Raw genomic sequence first — 19470 nt, forward strand, 5'->3', positions numbered from 1 at the left:
GCGCGCCCGGGACGGGAGCACAGGACCGTAAGCCGGACAGCGACGTCCGCTTAGGAAAAGTGTTGAATAGGTTGTTGCGGCCGTAGCGGGGGTCGGTAGCGGCCGATCAGCAATGCGCCCCATCCCGGCCGTTCAGGCGGCAATAGTGACTTCCCGAAAGCTGCCCGTCTGCTCGGTTAGTTGTTGGGCGACGACAGCGGTGCTATATTAGGCACCTAGGACTTTCGGTAGGCCTCAGCTTTCGCACTGACAGTGGGTGAAAGAAGCAGACGAAGCACCTGCAAGACACGATACCCGCCACAGCCCGATAATTTCCTAAGTGTCTTGTGACTGCCGGGCGGCGCCAATCCCGCTTGCCGCCGTGCCAGTGCCGCTACTGAAGCTCGCGTTGAGCGTCGCCCTCCCATTTCGCCTGATTTGTCCGTCAAAATATCTGGCTACAACCCCACGACTGTTGATCTGGAACAAAGCTCCCGTCAAACTCCTCCCTTGCCTCCGGTCCAGTAGGAAGGGGCCAGGATGAGGATAGACATTCGCTACGGACTTCCTCTGCCAGTTGCAGGGGCGTCGCCGGAAGGAGAGTTCGTCCCAACACGCCATACGAGAATAGGTATTTCGGGCGCCGATTATGTCGGCATGCGCCCCGAACTCTTGGTGGCAGAAGGGCAACCTGTCGCCTGCGGGACGCCACTGTTTCGGGATCGGAAGCGACCCGAGATCGTCATCACAGCGCCCATATCGGGGCACATAGAAAAAATCGAACTCGGTCCTCAACGACGGCTCTCCCTTCTGACCGTCAAATCCGAGGGCGAGAATGCGGTCCGCCATGACCTTGCGGCAGCGGGTGCCCAGGCAGGCCTGCGGACGCTAATGCAGAAAGCAGGGCTGTGGCCGGCCTTGCGCACCAGGCCTTTTGATCGGATACCGGCACCCGATGCCGAACCAGCCGCTGTGTTCGTCACCGCGATCGATACGCGTCCTCATGCACCAGATCCGGTCTTGGCGCTGAGCGGTAAGGAAGACGACTTCGCCCGTGGCGCGGCTGCGCTCTGCCTTTTGACGCAAGGCCGGGTCTATGTTTGCCAGAATGATGGACCTGGCCTGGTGGAGACCCAGGAGCGCCTCTCAGTGGTGCGGTTCACCGGCTTCCACCCCGCAGGCCTGCCCGGCACCCACATCGCGGCGCTGCACCCCGCCACACCAGTCGCACCTGTCTGGCATATAAATTACCAGGATGTCGCCTCGCTCGGACATTTGCTTAGGTGCGGAACGGCGGACTTTATGCGCAGTATCAGCCTGGCCGGCCCTGGCATGGGGCGGCCACACTTGCTGCGGGTGCCGGTGGGCGCCGACCTGCATGCCCTTTCCCGTCCGGAACTGACGCCGGGCCCCAAACGCATCCTGTCCGGCTCCATGCTCGACGGTCGAGAGACGCAATACCTCTCGCGGTATCACCTGCAAGCGAGCGTGGTCGCGCGTAGTGAGCCGCATCATCGTAACTGGCTCGTCGCGGCGCTCCGTCGCGCCTCAATACCCGCAGCGTTCATACCGTCGGCCGCCGTCGACAGGGCTTTGGCCCCCAATATGCCAGCAGTTGCGATGTTGCGCGCGCTGAGCATTGGCGATGCCGACCGGGCTCAGCAACTCGGTTGCCTGCAATTGGGGGAAGACGACCTGGCGCTGGCGACCTATGCAACGGGAGGGGAAACCGACTTCGGGGAGCGGCTGCGCGCGGTGCTGGATACCCTTGAGGCGATGTGATGCGCGGTATGTGGCACAGGGATACGGTGGCCTGGATTATCGTCGCCGCAATGCTGCCTGCTGCGGTGACAGCGGTTATTGAACTCGGACCCCAAACGGTGCAGCGCTTCGGCGTCGCGCTTGCAGTAATCGGCTTCTGGCAGGTGGTCTTCCTGTTCACGCGTGCCCAGCCGGTGTCGCCCATCGCCACCGTCACGGCGGCCGCCATTGCCATCTTGGCTCCGGGCGCCACCGAGATGTGGCAGATCGTTCTGGCAGCGAGCTTCGGCACGGTAATCGGCGAACAGATATTCGGCGGCTGGGGGCGCAATATCGTCAATGCGGCGGTGGTCACCCTGGCGTTCCTTTATTTCGCCTTTCCTGAAGTGACGCATATTGGAACCGGGCCATGGGTTGCCGCAGCGGTGGGGTGTGGTGCGGTGCTGCTGCTGGTTACTGGGGTGCTTTCATGGCAACTCGTTGTGGCATTGCCGATGGGGCTGGTTCTGGCGACGCTATCGCTCGGGGCGGACCCAGCTGCGCCACTCTTCGAGGGCAGTCTGGTACTGGGGCTCGTTTTTTTGATCTGCGACCCGGTCGCTTCGGCCTCCACTCGGATCGGACGCTGGATTTACGGCCTGTTAGCGGGAGCGCTGGTCGCGATATTCGGCTGGGCGGATGCGGGCATAGCTGCGCCGCAGGCCGTGGTGTTCGCAGCGCTGCTCGCCTCGCTCTTTGCACCGCTGATCGATGCGGTCGCCGTTGCGGTGGCAACACGGAAGTGGAGACGCGTCGATGCCTGATCTCAATCCCCTTTACTGGTGGGCGCGTCTATTGGCCTTGCCCAATGAAAGCCGGGCCAAGACCATTGCCATGGCTTTTCTTGTGTCTGGCGTCTGCGCGCTGCTCGTTTCCAGTGCCGTCGTGCTGCTCGCGCCCATACAGAACGCCAACCTCGCGGCTGAGCGGGAGGCCCGGCTTTCAGCCATGCTGGAGAATATGCCGGGGCTGGCCGACATCATCGCTCAATACGGAGCTGACAGCCTCGAAACCGTCATTGTCGATCTGGAGACTGGCGAGGCGACCGACATCGATCCTGCCACGTTCGATATCGCAGTTGCAGCGGAAGACCCCGATACATCATCGGTTTTGCCCAGTGAGGTCGATATTGCCGGCCTCGGGCGCAGAGCGGATCTGGCCCCCATCCACGTATTGCGCGCGAACGGCGAACTGCGCCTGGTGATCCTGCCAATCTCTGCAGTCGGCTATCAGTCGACCATCCGTGCACATGTGGCGCTCGAGGCCGATCTAAACACGGTGGCGGGGCTGTCGATCATCGAACACGGTGAGACCCCAGGCCTGGGCGCGCGCATCGAGGAGCCCGCCTGGCAGGCTTTGTGGCCGGGCAAGGAGCTCGCTGGGGAGGATGGCCAGATCCGGCTTTCAGTTGTCAGGGGCCGGGCAACGAGCGCATTCGAGGTGGATGGCATCACCGGGGCGACCCGCACTGGCAACGCCATCACCGCCGCCATCCATTTCTGGCTCGGCGAATACGGGTTCGATGATGTGCTGGCCAATCTGCGGCGGGAGAGAGGTCAGCAATGAAGCCGCTGCGACACCTCTACGGCCCTCTGGTCGACAACAACCCAGTCACCCTGCAAATTCTTGGCATCTGTTCGGCGCTGGCGGTGACGACATCGATGACGACGGCATTGGTGATGTCGCTGGCACTGATCGTGGTGCTTGTTGCCTCCAGCATGATCATCAGCGCGATCAGGCACCATATCCCCACCTCCATCCGCCTCATCCTGCAGATCACCATCATCGCTTCGCTGGTGATCGTCGCCGACCAGGTGATCCAGGCCTTCGCATTCGACATCAGCCAGCGCCTTTCGATATTCGTGGGCCTGATCGTCACCAATTGTCTTGTGCTTGGGCGGGCCGAGGCCTTCGCCATGCGCAATCCGGTGGGACTTTCCGCTCTTGATGCGCTTGGCAATGGGCTCGGCTATGGGCTGGTGCTGCTGCTCATCGGTTTTGTGCGTGAACTGTTCGGTGCCGGGACACTGTTCGGACAAACGGTGTTTCCAACCATCCATGATGGCGGCTGGTTCACCCCGCTCAATCTGATGCTGCTGGCGCCCAGCGCCTTCTTCCTGCTCGGACTGCTGATCTGGGCCATCCGGTCGGTCCGTCCTGCCCAGATCGAACTCGCCGATTATGAGATTTCCATCGAGCCGAACAGGAGAGCGCCGTGATCGATCTCTTCGTTCGCTCGATCTTTGCCGACAATCTGATCCTGAGTTTCTTCCTGGGGGTCTGTACCTTCCTGGCAGTATCCAAGCGGCTCGATACCGCCGTGGGACTCGGCATTGCGGTCATCGTGGTGCAGACAATCACCGTACCGCTCAACTACCTGATCCTCTGGCGCCTGCTCGCGCCCAATGCCTGGGACTGGCTCGGACTTGGCGGGGTCGATCTCACCTTTCTCAGCCTCATCGCCTTTATCGGGGTGATCGCGGCAGTGGTGCAGATCCTGGAGATGGTTCTAGATCGCTTCGTGCCGGCGCTCTATCGCGCGCTTGGTATCTTCTTGCCGCTAATCACCGTGAACTGCGCCATTCTCGGGGGCAGCCTGTTCATGGCCCAGCGCGACTATAATTTTGCCGAGAGCGTCGTTTTCGGCCTCGGCGGGGGTATCGGCTGGGCGCTTGCCATCATGGGGCTGGCTGCGATTCGCGAGCGGCTGAACTATGCCGACATTCCTGCCGGTCTGCGGGGGCTGGGCATGGCGTTTATCGTCACCGGGCTGATGTCGATGGGCTTCACCGCCTTTTCAGGTGTGCAACTGTGATCGAGATAGCCCTCGGCACGGTTCTGATCATTGTTCTGATCCTGGCCCTGTCAGGAATGGTGATCGGCGTGCGGTCGATTATTTCGCCATCTGGGCCTGTGCCAATCACCATCAATGGCGGCACAGAAATCACCGGTCACACCGGGCAGAAGCTCCTTAGCATTCTCAACGGCGCCGGCATCCCGGTGCCGTCGGCCTGTGCCGGGGCGGGAACCTGTGGGCTGTGCCGCGTCAGGGTCATCGAAGGCGCCGGCGCGCCCCTGCCTACCGAACTTGCGCGACTGACACGGAGCGATCTCAAGCAAGGCCAGAGGCTTGCTTGCCAGGTGATGGTACGCGGCCCAATGTCCTTGGGCGTAGCGGACGACATTCTCGCCGCCGAGAGCTGGACGTCGCGGGTACGCTCTGCCCGGATGCTGGCGCCACTGATTCGGGAGCTGGTTCTCGACGTGCCCGAGGCGGAGGCGTTCGCGTTTCGGGCGGGGTCCTATGTCCAGATCGAGGCGCCGCCCTATGCGCTCGATTTCGCATCACTCAAGGTCGAGCCCGGCTACGCACCTCACTGGAAGACGCTAGGATGGCGGCGACTGAAATCGGTCAGCCGGGAACCGGTGCACCGGGCCTATTCTGTTGCGAGCCGTCCGGAGGACAAGGGGCAGATCGTTCTCAATATCCGCCTTGCGGTGCCGCCGGCCGGTGCGGATGAAGGGGTGCCGCCCGGCATTGTCTCGTCGTACCTCTTCGGCCTGCAGCCGGGAGACAGCGTGGCCGTGTCCGGTCCGTTCGGCGACTTCCACGTGCAGGATACGGACCGCGAGATGGTGTTCATCGGTGGCGGCGTCGGCATGGCTCCATTGCGGGCAATGATCCATGAACAGCTCGCTGCAGGCACGAGACGGAAGATCACCTTCTGGTATGGCGCGCGCAGCGGCATCGATGTGTTCTACAAGGACGAGTTCGATGCGCTGGCGCAGACACATGACAATTTCCGATGGACGCTGGCGCTTTCCGAGCCGCAGCCTGAGGACAATTGGCGCGGTGCGACAGGCTTCATCCACGAGGTCGTGCTGTGTGACTATCTGAAGGACCACCCGGCGCCCGAGGCCTGCGAATTCTACCTCTGTGGTCCCCCGCTGATGATCCAGGCGGTGCTGGGGATGCTCGACAGCTGCGGGGTAGAGCCGCACGCCATCTTCAACGACGATTTCGGGATATGATCATGCTGACACGACGCAATTTCATGGCCCTCTCCGCCGCAACCCTTGTGACCGGCGCCGTGCCGGCGCTGGCGCGTCAGCTTGTCACTCTTGGCGGCAGGGCATTCGGCTCATATTGGCGGCTGAGCGCGCCTCAGGGGATCGATCAAGACGCGATCAGCATAAGCTTCTCCCACATCATCGCCGAGGTCGACCAGCTCTTTTCTCCCTACCGGGCGGACAGCATTCTGTCACAATTCAATCTCCATGCCGGCACGGACTGGCAGCGGGTGCCCGACACGTTCAGTCTTCTGGCGGAGAAGAGCTTGGCGCTGGCGCAAGTTTGTGGCGGCGTCTTCGACCCCACGGTGGGGCCGGCCGTGGCCCGACAGGGTTTCGGACCCATCAAGGGCGTTGAAGGCTCCTTCGAGGAGCTTGCGGTCCAACCGGGTGCGGCCCGAAAACATCGTGGCGGACTGACATTGGACCTTTGCGGCATCGCCAAGGGCGAGGCTCTCGGCCGCATGGCGGCATCGCTGGCGCATGCGGGTGTAAACGACTATCTGCTAGATCTTGGCGGCGAAGTTATCGCCCATGGCCGCCATCCCGAGGGACGCGCCTGGCAGGTAGGCGTTGAATTGCCCGGCACCGGCGATTTTGCCCACATTCTCCGGCTAGATGGCCATGCCATCGCCACCTCCGGCAACAGCCGGCAAGGCTATGCGCTTAGCGGGAAAACCTACGGCCACATCGTCAGTCCCGCCACCGGGCGAGCGGCGGATGCGAGTTTGGCATCGGTATCCGTTCTCGGGCACGATCCGGCCATGGCTGACGGATGGGCAACCGCGCTTGCCGCCGCCGGCGTCGAGAAGGGCGTGGCGCTGGCCGAGCAACTGGGGCTCGCTGCGTTGTTCCTCATGTACAAAGGTGACAGGCTGCATTCGGTCTTTACAGGTGACTTCTCCGCGGTGGTTGAAATCTAGGAGGCGCCGATGTCTGTGTTTCTGGCCTCGTTAGTGGTTTTTGGGCTCGCCGTCTCTGCCATGGCACTCGGGGTCATGGCGGGCCGGGCGCCGATCAAGGGGTCGTGCGGGGGGCTTTCCTGCATCGCCAAGCTCGACTGCGAGGCCTGTCCACACCGGAATAGCGGGGGAGATGCCCAATGACTGAGCGTCGCACCATAGCCGACTTCATGGTCACCGATCTCATCACCGTTTCGCCCGGCATGGATATCCTTCAGGCTGTCACGCTTTTGCTCGATCGTGGCGTATCAGGTGCACCAGTGGTTGAGGAGACCGACGAACTTGTCGGTATCCTCACCAAGAAGGACTGCTTCAAGGCGGCCCTGAACGCAGCCTACTACAAGGAATGGGGCGGAACCGTGGACCAATATATGACCCGATCGCCCGAGACCCTGGATGCCCGGATCGACATCGTCTCGGCAGCGGAACGCTTTCTAGCTTCACCCTATCGGCGCTTTCCCGTGGTCGAAGACGGCCACCTGGTGGGACTTCTGAGCCGCTCTGACCTGTTGCGGGCCTTTGTCGAGCTATCGTAGGAGCGGGCATTACCTGCCGAGGCGGCGCAGGCCAGCACCAAAGTGGGTGGGCCGTCCTTCCCTTGAGGAGTGCCGATGGCTCCTGGCGATCTGGTTTGAGATAAAATCTGGGCCACGTTTCGAACCTTAAGCGACAGATGAGCGCGATGCATGATCCCCAATAAGTAAGAGGTACTGTCTTTGTCAGTAAACGTGACGGTTATGGAGAGGAAGCGGCAAATCGGTTGAATAAAGGTGCCAAAGATGCAAGTCTTATTCTGCGTGCTGCAAAAGGAGAAATTCCTTGCTCACAGACGTGCTATTGCCCCTTTTCAGCGATCCCGAAGAAACCCCTGTCCAGGGGTTGCTCCAAATCGCGAAACTACAAGCCTCCTTCAGCAGGACGGTGACGCTCTGTGGCGTGGAATCTGACGTTCCGGCCCTTGCAAACCACTGGGGCGCACGCATGGCCTCGATCCCCGAGATGGCCCAACAGGTCGAGCAACGGAGTCGCGACAAGATTGCGCAACTCCTGCGTGAAGCAGGATCGGTTCTTGGCGAAGCATCCTACACCACCATCAATATCCGCGCGTCGTTTACCGACCCAGGTGACCGTGTGGCCCAAACGGCCGGGAATTATGACCTTACAGTCCTGCCTCTTCGTGCGGGAAGCGTTGCTTGGAGAGAAATCGCAGAGAGCATCTTGTTTGGATCCACCAGGCCGGTTCTGCTGGGACCAGCCTCCGAGTATCCTCAGCGGCTGGATTGCGTTGCAATCGCCTGGGATGGGGGAGCGCCAGCTCATCGCGCCGTATTTGACGCGATGCCTCTGATATCGCAGGCGAGTTCGGTCGTTGTCCTCGTTGCTGACGAGGAGAAGCATATCTCTCCCGACAGCGCCGGAGAACTGATCGGGTACCTTCGGCGGCACCGCGTGGAGGCGAAGCTCGCCAGGCTTCCTGCGGGCCAAGGTAAGATTGGACTAGACTTGCAGCATGCTGCTCAGGCTGCGGACGCGGGTCTACTCGTCATGGGGGCATACGGCCACAGCAGGTTGCGCGAATTCGTCCTCGGCGGTGCTACCGCAGACGTGCTCGGAGAAACGATGATGCCGCTGTTCATGTCACGGTAGAAGCGGTCCATTGTGACCGGTCCGGAGGTTAAGATGCACGCTAGGATGTCGTACTTTCTCGGGTTCGTACCCATAGTGCTTTGTGTCGCTTTCACCTGTGGAGCGGCAGCTCAAACCTCCGAAATGAACATGGCCATAGTTGAGGCCTGGATGAAATCGGGACATGCGGACGCTGACGCTGAGGCCTTTCGGCACTGGGATGATGAGGGCGAAATACCAGGCGACTGCGCAGTATGTCACTCGACGACCGGCGTGGTGGAATTCCTCTCTACGCCCCAGCAGGCAACTGGTGTAATTGACCACCCGGTCCCTATTGGTACCACGATCGAATGCGAGGCCTGCCATAACGCTGGAGCCGAGGATCTCAGCACTGTGGTCTTCCCCGATGGCCAGGCCATTTCCGTGGCGGACGGCTCTGCCATCTGTTCGGTTTGCCACCAAGGCCGCACTTCGATGGCAGATGTAGACGATGCAGTGGAAGGTATTGGTGCAGACGATGTCTCTGATCAGATCCGTTTCATCAATATTCACTATGCAGCCGCCGCGACCACGCAGCAGGGGAGTGCGGTTCGAGGCGGCTATCAATATCCTGGAAAGAGCTATGCTGGCCCGTTTGAACACGTCCCGGGCCTGAACAACTGCGTCGCTTGTCACGATCCGCACGAGACCGTGGTCAAACTGGAGAACTGCACGTCATGTCACGCTGGTATCTCTGAGTTCGCAGACATCCGTACCACCCCGCTCGACATCCTGGGGCGAGGCGAAACGGGCAATGGCATCGGAACGGTTGTCGATGAGCTTAAAGTCCGTCTGAAAGAGGCCATCATGCTCTATGCCCGCGAGAAAGCTGGCATGGCCGTTGTTTACTCAAATGCCAGCTATCCATACTTCTTCGTAGACACCAACGAGAACGGCAGTGTGGATGCAGGCGAAGCCGCATTCCCAAACCGATACGCCAGTTGGACTCCTCGTTTGTTGCGCGCCGCGTACAACTATCAGTTCGTCAACAAGGACAAGGGCGCATTCGCTCATAATCCTCATTACGCGGTCCAGCTTCTGATCGACAGTATCGAAGACCTGGCAAGCGTAGCCCCGGTCGACACCACTGGTCTGATGCGGCCTTGAACGAATGCGAGCCGGGACAGCCAAGTCAGAATCTCAAGGCAGCTAAGGCTCCCAAAAGCAAATAGCTGCCAGACCGCAACCGGCCCCAATTCTGCCGAGCAGTTTCAGATTAGGGAGACTGTCAATTCGAACGAATTGTGACCTTGACCTGAGCTTGGTGACTGCAAATATAAGAACGGGACTGTCACATCGCACCGTCACACTGGCGAGTGCAGTCCATAATTTGTTAAGACAGGGAAATGACTTAGGCGGAAAACGGGTTCGAATTCCTTTCTCTCCGCCAGCATCCCCGAAATGGTGGACAGGACACGCAGCGCCTAGGATCGAGCCGCGCCTTTTAGGATGTCGCATGCCACGGTGACCTCGCGCCAGTTCCTGCTTCAACTGCCGGATATCCTCGGACTGCATCGCCCTTGCCGTGACGCGCACTTCTTGCGCCACGCGTAGAGCCCGTCCTGATCTCGTTGCTGAAGTTGCCTTGCCCGTGGGAAGAGGCGTCCATAAATCCAGGGGGCATAAAATGGCTCATGTAGACATGGGATGCTCAAACTTTAATGTGGCTTCGATGGAAAACCGTGGGAGGACCCATGAAGATCACGTCGATATCGGCGCGCGTCTGCAATGCAGAAATGCGGAACTGGGTATTTGTCCGAATAGAGACCGACGAAGCCGGGCTGATCGGCTGGGGCGAGGCGACCCTGGAATTCAAAACGCAAGCTGTAATGGGCGCGATCGCCGATATTGAACCGATGCTGATCGGCCAGGACCCGCGCAACATCGAGCACTGCTACCAGATCATGACCAAACATGGTTTCTGGCGCATGGGCGTCATCGGCATGTCGGCAATCAGCGGCATCGAGCTGGCGCTCTGGGATATTCTGGGCAAGTCACTTGGTGTACCGGTTTGGCAGCTATTGGGCGGCAGTGTCCGCGAGCACCTGCGCACTTACACCCATCTTGGTCTGGGCGACATGCGCGCCGTTTACGAGTCCACCACGTCAGACACCATCACTGACCTGGCGCGGCAGGTGACCGGCGCCGGCTACGACGCCCTCAAGATCGTCTGCATTCCCTACACTCATTATGTGTCGCCCAACGCAGACATAGACCGCGTCCGCCGCATGGTCGGCGATCTGCGTGATGCCGTTGGGCCTGAAGTTGACATCATGGTCGATTTTCACGGCCGTCCCGCTTCGGTCAACGCCGCGATGGCCTATATCGACGCCGTCGCGGACGCCCGCATCATGTTCGCCGAAGAGCCGGTTCCTCCCGAAGACGTGGGCGGACTTGCCGAGATCACCAGACGGTCCAGCGTCCCCATTGCCTCGGGGGAAAGGCTGGTCGGCCGAAGCGACTTTGAGCCGTCAATCCGGGCCCGGGCATTCAATATCGCCCAGCCGGACATTTGTCATACCGGCGGACTTTGGGAATCCAAGAAGATTGCCGCCATGGCCGAGACCGCGGGAATTGGGCTGGCGCCGCATAATCCGCTGGGCCCGATCGCCGGGGTGGCGGCGCTTCACTTCGGAATTTCCACGCACAACGTCATCATCCAGGAGGAGATGTCGGGCGCTGTCCCCTGGTACGGTGACGTGGTCAAGTGGCCGATCGAGCGTAAACCCGGGCGTTGGCACAAGCCGACGCTGCCAGGCCTGGGCATTGAGGTGGATGAGGCCATCATCGATGCCCATCCCTTCAAGCCCGATATCCTGCATGCCCGCGGCGCCGTCCTGCCCGATGGCACGGTAGTGGACTGGTGAGCATCATGGGCGACCAACGCGGGGGGTAGGGCATTGCCGATGCTTGGCTTTGAAGGGGTCGCCAGGGCGCGGGTCGGCGGTTCCTCGCGCATGGTCAGGGAACGGGTGCTGGACGGGCCGGGCCGGCGCGTCATTGCCGGTCACTACCCGCAGCAGATTGCGTTGCCCATCGCGCAACGGTAATCCTGCTTGGTGTGTTGACGCTCGACAACGGCATCCTCAGCGCTAGCATGGCGCTGTCACGTGAACTCCAGCGCACAAAATCCGGCTAGCGAAATGCAATCGGCTGAGTGGTAAGCGAGAAAGCGCTGGCCTAAACGCGTCGACAGGGGCCAAGGGAAGATCTAGATGACAGGCAACACAGGCGAAGCAGTTTCCGTCCCGCACGTGGCGTTCGCGGGCGTTGGCGCCCTGCTGCTACTCGCCTTGGGGCACACAATCTCCAATCTCGTAAGAACATTGCCAGCCATAACCACAGATGTGCTGGCCGAGAGTTTTTCAGTTACACCCGGAGACGTCGCCGCAATGACTGGCGTTTTTCACCTCGCCTTTGCAGTGGGGCAGATCCCGGTAGGTGTGGCGCTCGACCGCTTCGGGATCAAGCGCGTGTTCATGTCTCTGATCAGCACCGTTGTGATTGGTTCTCTGCTGGCGGCAGTCGCGCAGAATTCGGTTGGCTTTGTGCTCAGCCAGGCGGTTCTTGGACTTGGATGCTCGGGCATGCTGCTATGTCCGCTGACCTACGCGGCCAAGAACCTGAGCAACGTCAACTTCGCGCTATGGTCTGCCCTGGTATTGGCAGTCGGCAACAGCGGCATGCTGCTTTCGGCCAGCCCCATGGCGCTGGTGATTGAAGCGCTGGGCTGGCGTTCTGCCTTCATCGTCTCAGCGGCACTCGCGGCCACTGTTGCCTTGACAGCTTGGCTCGGGGTTCGGTCGCAGCGGGAGGATAGGCACCCTGCCGGTTCTGTGAGCTCCGAGTTTCGCCAGGTGGCGCGGATCGGCTCCTCAAGGGAACTGCGAGGGGTTGTCATTCTGGCCTTTGTGTCCTTTGCGGTCGTCATCGGTGTGCGTGGAATGTGGGCGGGCCCCTGGCTGATGGAGGTCAAGCAGATGAGCCGGGTGGAGGCAGGCAATATCATGCTGATCCTCACTCTGATGTTGATTTCGATGCCCATGCTGGTCAGCCTTGTGGACCGCCGAACCGGTCGCACAGGCATGCTGCTCGTGTCAGGACATCTGATCGCGGGCATGGCCCTGCTTACCCTCCCTTTTGGAAGAGGCCTGGCTCCGCTTTACGACCTCTCGCTGCTGGTCGTTTTCGGTGTTGCGATATCGGTACAGCCCTTGCTTTTCGTGCTCGGTCGCCAGTCGGTAGGAAGCTCCGATGCGGGCAAGGCTCTCGCAGCCGTTAACCTGGCCTTCTTTGCTGGTGCAGCTACTATCCAGGCCCTGTCGGCTCCCGTGGTTGGGCTGACCGGGTTTTCCGGAGTGATCATGTTCCTCGGTCTACTCGCAATAGCGGGAGCCATGGCCTTTCTGCTGACGGCGCGACGACCCCAGCAGCATTGAGCTGCGCTGATCGTGGCCTAACCCGGTCTTTTCGCGTCTGCTTGTGGCAACGCCAATGCACCCGCCAGGCGTCTCAAAGGGGGGCGCTGCTGTCCGACTGGAACAGCAGGAACAGGGCCAGTCCTGTCCCATGCAACACGAAGCGCCAGCATTTAGCGCCGGGGCTCAAGGCCCCGACGCTTCAAGACGTGCTGCTCAGCTTAGTTCGCTTCAGCCCAGCTCTTCACGAGTTCATCATAATCGACCGTTACCGGCTCTTCGTCCTCGTTGTCGAGCTTGAGCTGCGGAGCGAGATTGCCCTTGGAAGTGGCGTCCTCGTTCCAGTAGGCGAGATCGTGTTCTTCGGCCAGCTTGGGACCGATGTCGCCCTGCACGCCAGCGCGTTCGAGGCGTTCCATGACGCTTTCCTGCTCGGCACACAGCGAGTCCATGGCCTCCTGGGGGGTCTTGGCGCCTGAGGAGGCGTCACCGATAGCCTGCCACCAGAGCTGTGCGAGCTTTGGATAGTCCGGAACATTGGTGCCGGTTGGCGACCATTGTACGCGGGCAGGAGAACGGTAGAACTCGATCAGGCCACCAAGCTCTTCGGCGCGTTCGGAGAAGCTATCGTGCTGAATGGTGGATTCACGCACGAAAGTCAGCCCGACGTGGGACTTCTTGACGTCCACGGTGAGCGAAGTCACGAACTGGGAATAGAGCCAGGCCGCCTGGGCACGATCCACCGGGGTGGACTTCAGAATGGTCCAAGAGCCCACGTCCTGATAGCCAAGCTTCATGCCGTCTTTCCAGTAGACGCCGTGTGGCGAGGGCGCCATGCGCCATTTGGGCGTACCGTCCTCGTTCATAACCGGCAGGCCCTCCTTGACCATGTCGGCGGTAAAGGCGGTGTACCAGAAGATCTGCTGCGCCACGCCACCCTGAGCCGGCACCGGACCGGATTCGGAGAAGGTCATCCCCTGTGCTTCAGGCGGCGCGTAGTTGTTCAGCCATTCAAGGTATTTGGCGATGGCATAGACCGAGGCCGGGCCATTGGTATCGCCGCCACGTGCAACGCACGAGCCGACCGGACGGGAGTTCTCGTCCACCTTGATGCCCCACTCATCAACCGGCAGACCGTTGGGAATGCCTTTGTCGCCGTTGCCGGCCATGGAGAGCCAGGCGTCGGTGAAGCGCCAGCCAAGCGAGGGGTCCTTCTTGCCGTAATCCATGTGGCCATAGACAGGACCATCGCCCATGTCGCGGCCGGTGAAGAATTCGGCGATATCCTCGTAGGCACTCCAGTTCACCGGCACGCCCAGATCGTAGCCATACTCCTCCTTGAAGTCGGCCTGGACTTCGGGATCGCTAAACCAGTCGTAACGGAACCAGTAAAGATTGGCGAATTGCTGGTCGGGGAGCTGGTAAAGCTCGCCATCCGGAGCGGTGGTGAATTCAAGCCCGATGAAGTCATCGAGGTTGAGCTTGGGGTTGGTAACCTCGGCCCCTTCGTCCGCCATCCAGTCGGTGAGGCTGCGCGCCTGCTGATAGCGCCAGTGGGTGCCGATCAGGTCGGAGTCGTTGACATAGGCGTCATAGATATTTTCACCCGACTGCATCTGCGTCTGCAGCTTTTCGACCACGTCCCCTTCGCCGATCAGGTCATGCGTGACCTTGATCCCGGTCAACGCGGTGAATGCGGGCGCCAGCACCTTGGACTCGTATTCGTGGGTGGTAATGGTTTCCGACACCACCTTGATGTCCATGCCCACATATGGTTCGGCCGCTTGCATAAACCATTCAAGCTCTGCTTCCTGCTCCGCCCGGCTCAAGGTGGAGAGATCGCCAATTTCCTCATCGAGGAACTTGAGCCCCGCCTCCATGCTTTGCGACCAGGCCGGGCTCGACACTGACAGCGCCAGAAGCGCTGCGGTCGACAACAATAACTGCCGTTTCATTCCAATCCTCCCTTGGATCGACGTCATGCGATGCAGGAGCGACAGCTCTTTCAGGCCGTCCTCCTGACTTCCTCCCCTAGACAAAGCGGAACACGACTATCGCGTAGGCCACCGATAGGGTGAGACTCCACCATAGCTGCGGCCCTATCAGGCCCAGCCATGCAAGATTTATAAACGCGCTGCCGAGCAGCGAGATAAATAGCCTGTCTCCTCTGGTCGTCTCGAACCGGAGGATGCCCACTCGCGGATTGCCACCGGGGGCGCGCCATTCCCAGACGGTCATTCCGATCAGCAGCAAGGCGATGATGGTGAAGAAGAGCGCCGTCGGCCAGGTCCAGGCCATCCATGAGAAATCCATGCGGTCCTCCTCACACGCGGCCCAGGGCAAAGCCCTTGGCGATGTAGTTGCGAACGAAATAGATGACCAGGGCGCCCGGAATGATGGTGAGCACCCCCGCGGCTGCCAGCACACCCCAGTCCAGCCCCGAAGCCGAGACGGTACGCGTCATGATTGCGGAAATCGGCTTGGCGGCGGTCGTGGTCAAGGTGCGGGCCAGCAGCAGTTCCACCCAGGAGAACATGAAGCAGAAGAAGGCCGCCACACCGATGCCCGAAGCGATCAGCGGCATGAAGATGCGCACGAAGAAACGCGGGAACGAGTAGCCGTCAATATAGGCCGTTTCGTCGATTTCCTTCGGTACGCCGCTCATGAACCCCTCCAGAATCCAGACGGCGAGCGGCACGTTGAAGAGGCAGTGCGCGAGCGCCACCGCAATATGGGTGTCGATCAGGCCGAAGGCCGAATAGAGCTGGAAGAATGGCAGGGCGAACACCGCCGGCGGCGCCATGCGGTTGGTGAGCAGCCAGAAGAACAGGTGCTTGTCCCCCAGGAACCTGTACCGTGAGAAAGCGTAGGCTGCCGGTAGAGCCACGGCCAGCGAGATTACCGTATTCAGAACCACGTAGATGATCGAGTTGATGTAGCCAGAATACCAGCTTGGATCGCTGAAAATGACCGCGTAATTGCGCCAGGTGAAATCCCTGGGCCACAACGAAAAGGCCCCGGTAATTTCCTGGTTGTTCTTGAAGCTCATATTGATGAGCCAGTAGAGCGGCAGCATCAGGAAGAGGATATAGAGGGTCGGCACTAGCCAGCCCAGCCGCACCGAGGAGCGAGTGCGATTGAGCGATGCGACCTTGCCAGAGGTCATCGACCTGCCTGCTGCCTTGGGTCCGGAGGCGACGTTTTGCTCGCTCATCGCTCGGCTCCCTTCCCGACATTGGTCATCACGGTATAGAAGACGTAGCTAACCAGCAGCACGATCAGGAAGTAGATCAGCGACATGGCCGCAGCTGGTCCGACGTCGAACTGGCCGATCGCCATCTTCACCAGATCGATCGAGAGGAAAGTGGTTTCGTTGCCGGGTCCGCCGCCGGTCACTACGAATGGCTCGGTATAGATCATGAAGCTGTCCATAAAGCGCAGCAATACGGCGATCAGCAGCACGCGTTGCATCTTGGGCAACTGGATGAAGCGGAACACGCTCCAGCGTGACGCACCGTCGATGCGGGCCGCCTGATAATAGGCGTCGGGAATGGAAACGAGTCCGGCATAACAGAGCAGCACGACCAGGCTGGTCCAGTGCCAGACATCCATCACCACGATGGTGGCCCAGGCATCGAAAGGGTCCTGCACGTAGTTGTAGTCAATGCCCAGGCTCGCCAGAGTGCGGCCAAGCAGCCCGATATCGACACGGCCAAAGACCTGCCAGATCGTGCCGACCACGTTCCACGGTATCAGCAGCGGAAGCGCCATGAGCACCAGGCAGACTGGCACGCCCCAACCGCGCTTGGGCATGTTCAGGGCAATAAAGATGCCCAGGGGTATCTCGATGGCCAGGATGATGCCGGAGAACAGCAGGTTGCGCCAGAGGGCCGCCCAGAAGCGTTCCGAGTGCAAGGTGTCGTCAAACCACTCGAGGCCCGCCCAGAAGAACTGGTTGTTCCCAAAGGTATCCTGCACCGAATAGTTGACGACCGTCATCAGCGGGATGATTGCCGAGAAGGCCACCAGCACCAGTACGGGGAGCACGAGAAACCAGGCCTTGTTGTTCCAGGTTCTGTCCATCATCACGCCTCCAGCGCCTGACGCCAGGAGTCGGCGTAGATATTGATGCCCTTGGGGTCGAACGTGACGCGCGGCTCGGACGGCAGCTCCTGATGCTCGGGCACGATGGCTGCGATGTCGCTGCCCTCCAGCGTGCCGCGCACGATGCGATGACGGCCGATATCTTCAACCGCTTGAAGCTGGATGGGCATGCCTTCTTCGCCCACGCGCACATATTCGGGGCGCACCCCCAGTTCCAGCCGCGTGCCGGAACCGGCCTTGGGTGCTCCGGGCAATTCGATCACATGCGGTCCGAGATGGGCCTGAGCGCCCTGCATCTTGACTGGCAGTACGTTCATGCCGGGCGAGCCGATGAAATATCCGACAAAGGTGTGACTGGGCCGCTCGAACAGCTCGGCGGGCGTCCCGATCTGCACGACCTGCCCTTCATACATCACCACCACACTGTCGGCGAAGGTGAGCGCCTCGGTCTGGTCATGGGTCACATAGACCATGGTGTAGCCAAAGCGCTTATGCAATTGCTTGAGCTGGCTGCGAAGCACCCACTTCATGTGCGGATCGATGACCGTCAACGGCTCGTCAAACAGGATCGCATTGACGTCCTGACGGACCAGGCCGCGGCCAAGCGAGATCTTCTGTTTCTGATCAGCGGTCAGCCCCTGGGCGCGCTTTCTTGCCCAATCGGCCAGATCGATGATCTCCAGGGTCTCGTTGACACGCCGCTTCACATCGGCCTCGTCCACCCCGCGATTGCGCAATGGAAACGCAAGATTGTCGAACACCGTCATGGTGTCGTAGATGACCGGAAACTGGAAGACCTGGGCGATGTTGCGGTTTTCGGTCGGCAGGTCGGTTACGTCCGTGCCATCGAACAGGACCCGTCCCCGGGTGGGGGGAACGAGCCCGGAAATGATGTTGAGAAGGCTGGTCTTGCCGCACCCTGAAGGTCCCAGCAGGGCATATGCGCCGCCGTCCGCGAAGGTATGGTGGACTTCCTTGAGAGCATAATCCTCGTCACGTTCGGGATTGGCGAGGTAGGAATGGCGGATGTGGTCGAGATCAATTCTGGCCATTGCTGTGCTCCTACGCTGCCATGGCCTGTGGCCGATCAATCGCCCGACCGGCGCTATCAAAAACCAGCACGAGACTGGGATCGAGGTACACGGAGATTGTCTCGTCAGCTTCCAGCTTCTGAACTCCCGGGGCCAGCATGATCCAATCGGCATCGGCAAATCGCAGGTGCACGAAACTTTCCGAACCGGTTATCTCCACCGAAGTGACCACGGCTTGCATCCGAACGGCATGCGGAACGCTGGGCTCAAGTGTCAGATGATGTGGCTGGAAGCCAACGGTGTACTCTCCGTCGGCTACGGCCGCCAGATCGCCGGACGCTGGGATGTCCACCCTGCCCTCCAGCACGAATGAGGTCCCCCGCTTGTGCATTGCGAGAGTGTTGAGCGGCGGGTCGGAAAAGGTGCGAGCGGTGATCAGGTCGCCTGGCCGCCGATAGACGTCGATGGTCGGACCAAACTGTGTGACCCGCCCCTCGGAGAGCGTCGCTGTATTGCCGCCCAGCAGCAAGGCTTCTGAAGGCTCGGTCGTGGCATAGACGAATATAGCGCCGCTTTCGGCAAAGATGCGCGGCAGTTCTGCACGCAGTTCCTCGCGCAGCTTGTAGTCCAGATTGGCGAGCGGTTCGTCCAGCAGCACCAGGCCGGCATTCTTGACAATGGCACGAGCCAGCGCTGTGCGCTGCTGCTGACCACCGGAAAGGTGGAGCGGCGTGCGATCCAGATAGGGCGTCAGCTTCATCAGCTCGGCAGCTCTGAGAACCGCGTCATCAACGCTTTTCTTGTCCGCCCCGGCGAGGCGCATGGGCGAGGCAATATTTTCGTAGACGCTCATCGTGGGGTAGTTGATGAACTGCTGAAACACCATGGCGACGTTTCGCTTCTGCGGTGAAACGCCGGTGACATCGACGCCGTCGAAATGGATGCTTCCCCGCGTCGGCCGATCAAGGCCCGCCATGATCCGCATCAGGCTGGTCTTGCCCGATAGCGTCGGTCCGAGCAGTACGTTGAGTGTTCCGCGCTCAAAAGACAGCGAAATGTCATCGAGATGCTTCTCGACACCAACTCGCTTGCTGACGTTTCGCAGCTCCAGCATATCCTACCCCTAGTCGGCAGCCGAAACGGCATGCAGCTTCAGATTGGCAGTCGTGGCTTTGCTATCGCGCGGCACCATAGCACCATCAAGCAAGCTTGGTTCATGGGGACGCCAATAAATTTTCAGGTGTCTGCGCAGCCGGCGAGCGCGAGCCCGATGCCCAACGCTAGCGCATTCGGCCCGAGGCCAGCCCGCCTCTGGCCGCAGCCTTTCGCCGGCGGGCGCGCAACCAGCACCCGCCCCAGCTCCGGCCAAGTCGAAAACCTGGATAGCCAATCTGTGCATCCTCCCGTCCCACCGCCGGATACCCGATCTTTAGGGACCAC

The 19470-nt window shown here is 60.7% G+C and carries 20 protein-coding genes; 14 read left to right on the forward strand and 6 right to left on the reverse strand.

Annotated elements, in window-relative coordinates:
• The first annotated feature begins 519 nt into the window (after positions 1-519).
• The 14 genes from GGR20_RS08685 to GGR20_RS08750 all read left to right on the forward strand — a co-directional run bounded on the left by GGR20_RS08685 (position 520) and on the right by GGR20_RS08750 (position 12916).
• Complete coding sequence (locus GGR20_RS08685; RefSeq protein WP_183310874.1) at positions 520-1761, forward strand: Na(+)-translocating NADH-quinone reductase subunit A; 1242 nt, start codon at positions 520-522, stop codon at positions 1759-1761.
• Positions 1761-2543, forward strand: coding sequence for an RnfABCDGE type electron transport complex subunit D (locus GGR20_RS08690; protein WP_183310875.1), 783 nt, complete (start codon positions 1761-1763; stop codon positions 2541-2543). The genes GGR20_RS08685 and GGR20_RS08690 overlap by 1 nt, the downstream gene beginning before the upstream one ends.
• On the forward strand, positions 2536-3345 hold the full coding sequence (gene nqrC / locus GGR20_RS08695; RefSeq protein ID WP_183310876.1) for an NADH:ubiquinone reductase (Na(+)-transporting) subunit C: 810 nt from the start codon (positions 2536-2538) through the stop codon (positions 3343-3345). The genes GGR20_RS08690 and nqrC overlap by 8 nt, the downstream gene beginning before the upstream one ends.
• Positions 3342-3998: an NADH:ubiquinone reductase (Na(+)-transporting) subunit D gene (locus GGR20_RS08700; RefSeq protein WP_183310877.1), complete on the forward strand. Its 657-nt coding sequence runs from the start codon at positions 3342-3344 to the stop codon at positions 3996-3998. The genes nqrC and GGR20_RS08700 overlap by 4 nt, the downstream gene beginning before the upstream one ends.
• Positions 3995-4594, forward strand: a complete 600-nt coding sequence (gene nqrE / locus GGR20_RS08705) for an NADH:ubiquinone reductase (Na(+)-transporting) subunit E (protein ID WP_183310878.1) — start codon at positions 3995-3997, stop codon at positions 4592-4594. The genes GGR20_RS08700 and nqrE overlap by 4 nt, the downstream gene beginning before the upstream one ends.
• The gene (nqrF, locus tag GGR20_RS08710; RefSeq protein ID WP_183310879.1) at positions 4591-5811 is read left to right on the forward strand and encodes an NADH:ubiquinone reductase (Na(+)-transporting) subunit F; all 1221 of its coding nucleotides are present in this window, start codon (positions 4591-4593) and stop codon (positions 5809-5811) included. The genes nqrE and nqrF overlap by 4 nt, the downstream gene beginning before the upstream one ends.
• 2 nt (positions 5812-5813) lie before the next feature.
• Positions 5814-6773, forward strand: coding sequence for an FAD:protein FMN transferase (locus tag GGR20_RS08715; protein WP_246349512.1), 960 nt, complete (start codon positions 5814-5816; stop codon positions 6771-6773).
• 75 nt (positions 6774-6848) lie between these two features.
• The gene (locus GGR20_RS18655) at positions 6849-6956 is read left to right on the forward strand and encodes a hypothetical protein (protein WP_246349528.1); all 108 of its coding nucleotides are present in this window, start codon (positions 6849-6851) and stop codon (positions 6954-6956) included.
• A complete protein-coding gene (locus GGR20_RS08725) occupies positions 6953-7348 on the forward strand; it encodes a CBS domain-containing protein (protein WP_183310882.1) in 396 nt (131 codons plus the stop codon). Before GGR20_RS18655 ends, GGR20_RS08725 begins: the two co-directional genes overlap by 4 nt.
• 283 nt (positions 7349-7631) lie before the next feature.
• Complete coding sequence (locus tag GGR20_RS08730) at positions 7632-8459, forward strand: universal stress protein (protein WP_183310883.1); 828 nt, start codon at positions 7632-7634, stop codon at positions 8457-8459.
• Positions 8460-8504: 45 nt separating this feature from the next.
• Complete coding sequence (locus GGR20_RS08735; RefSeq protein ID WP_210283134.1) at positions 8505-9584, forward strand: polyheme membrane-associated cytochrome C; 1080 nt, start codon at positions 8505-8507, stop codon at positions 9582-9584.
• Positions 9585-10171: 587 nt separating this feature from the next.
• Entirely contained in the window at positions 10172-11344 is a 1173-nt protein-coding gene (gene dgoD / locus GGR20_RS08740) for a galactonate dehydratase (protein WP_183310884.1), read from the forward strand.
• A gap of 39 nt (positions 11345-11383) precedes the next feature.
• The gene (locus tag GGR20_RS08745) at positions 11384-11527 is read left to right on the forward strand and encodes a hypothetical protein (RefSeq protein ID WP_183310885.1); all 144 of its coding nucleotides are present in this window, start codon (positions 11384-11386) and stop codon (positions 11525-11527) included.
• A 165-nt stretch (positions 11528-11692) separates the two neighbouring features.
• Positions 11693-12916 carry an MFS transporter gene (locus GGR20_RS08750; protein ID WP_183310886.1) on the forward strand — a complete coding sequence of 408 codons (1224 nt, stop codon included), beginning with the start codon at positions 11693-11695 and terminating at the stop codon, positions 12914-12916.
• A 200-nt stretch (positions 12917-13116) separates the two neighbouring features.
• Here the strand turns inward: GGR20_RS08750 and GGR20_RS08755 are convergent, their stop codons facing one another.
• The 6 genes from GGR20_RS08755 to GGR20_RS08780 form a co-directional block, all read right to left on the reverse strand.
• Positions 13117-14850: an ABC transporter substrate-binding protein gene (locus tag GGR20_RS08755; protein WP_183310887.1), complete on the reverse strand. Its 1734-nt coding sequence runs from the start codon at positions 14848-14850 to the stop codon at positions 13117-13119.
• Positions 14851-14926: 76 nt separating this feature from the next.
• Positions 14927-15208, reverse strand: a complete 282-nt coding sequence (locus GGR20_RS08760) for a DUF2160 domain-containing protein (RefSeq protein WP_183310888.1) — start codon at positions 15206-15208, stop codon at positions 14927-14929.
• A gap of 10 nt (positions 15209-15218) precedes the next feature.
• Positions 15219-16061 carry a carbohydrate ABC transporter permease gene (locus tag GGR20_RS08765; protein WP_183311214.1) on the reverse strand — a complete coding sequence of 281 codons (843 nt, stop codon included), beginning with the start codon at positions 16059-16061 and terminating at the stop codon, positions 15219-15221.
• A 44-nt stretch (positions 16062-16105) separates the two neighbouring features.
• A complete protein-coding gene (locus GGR20_RS08770; RefSeq protein WP_183311215.1) occupies positions 16106-16978 on the reverse strand; it encodes a carbohydrate ABC transporter permease in 873 nt (290 codons plus the stop codon).
• 2 nt (positions 16979-16980) lie between these two features.
• Positions 16981-18051 (reverse strand): ABC transporter ATP-binding protein, encoded by a 1071-nt coding sequence (locus GGR20_RS08775; RefSeq protein ID WP_183310889.1) that lies wholly within the window; start codon positions 18049-18051, stop codon positions 16981-16983.
• Between the two features lie 10 nt (positions 18052-18061).
• Positions 18062-19144, reverse strand: coding sequence for an ABC transporter ATP-binding protein (locus tag GGR20_RS08780; protein ID WP_183310890.1), 1083 nt, complete (start codon positions 19142-19144; stop codon positions 18062-18064).
• Positions 19145-19470: the final 326 nt, after the last annotated feature.

It is taken from the genome of Devosia subaequoris (assembly GCF_014197055.1).
GTDB lineage: Bacteria > Pseudomonadota > Alphaproteobacteria > Rhizobiales > Devosiaceae > Devosia > Devosia subaequoris.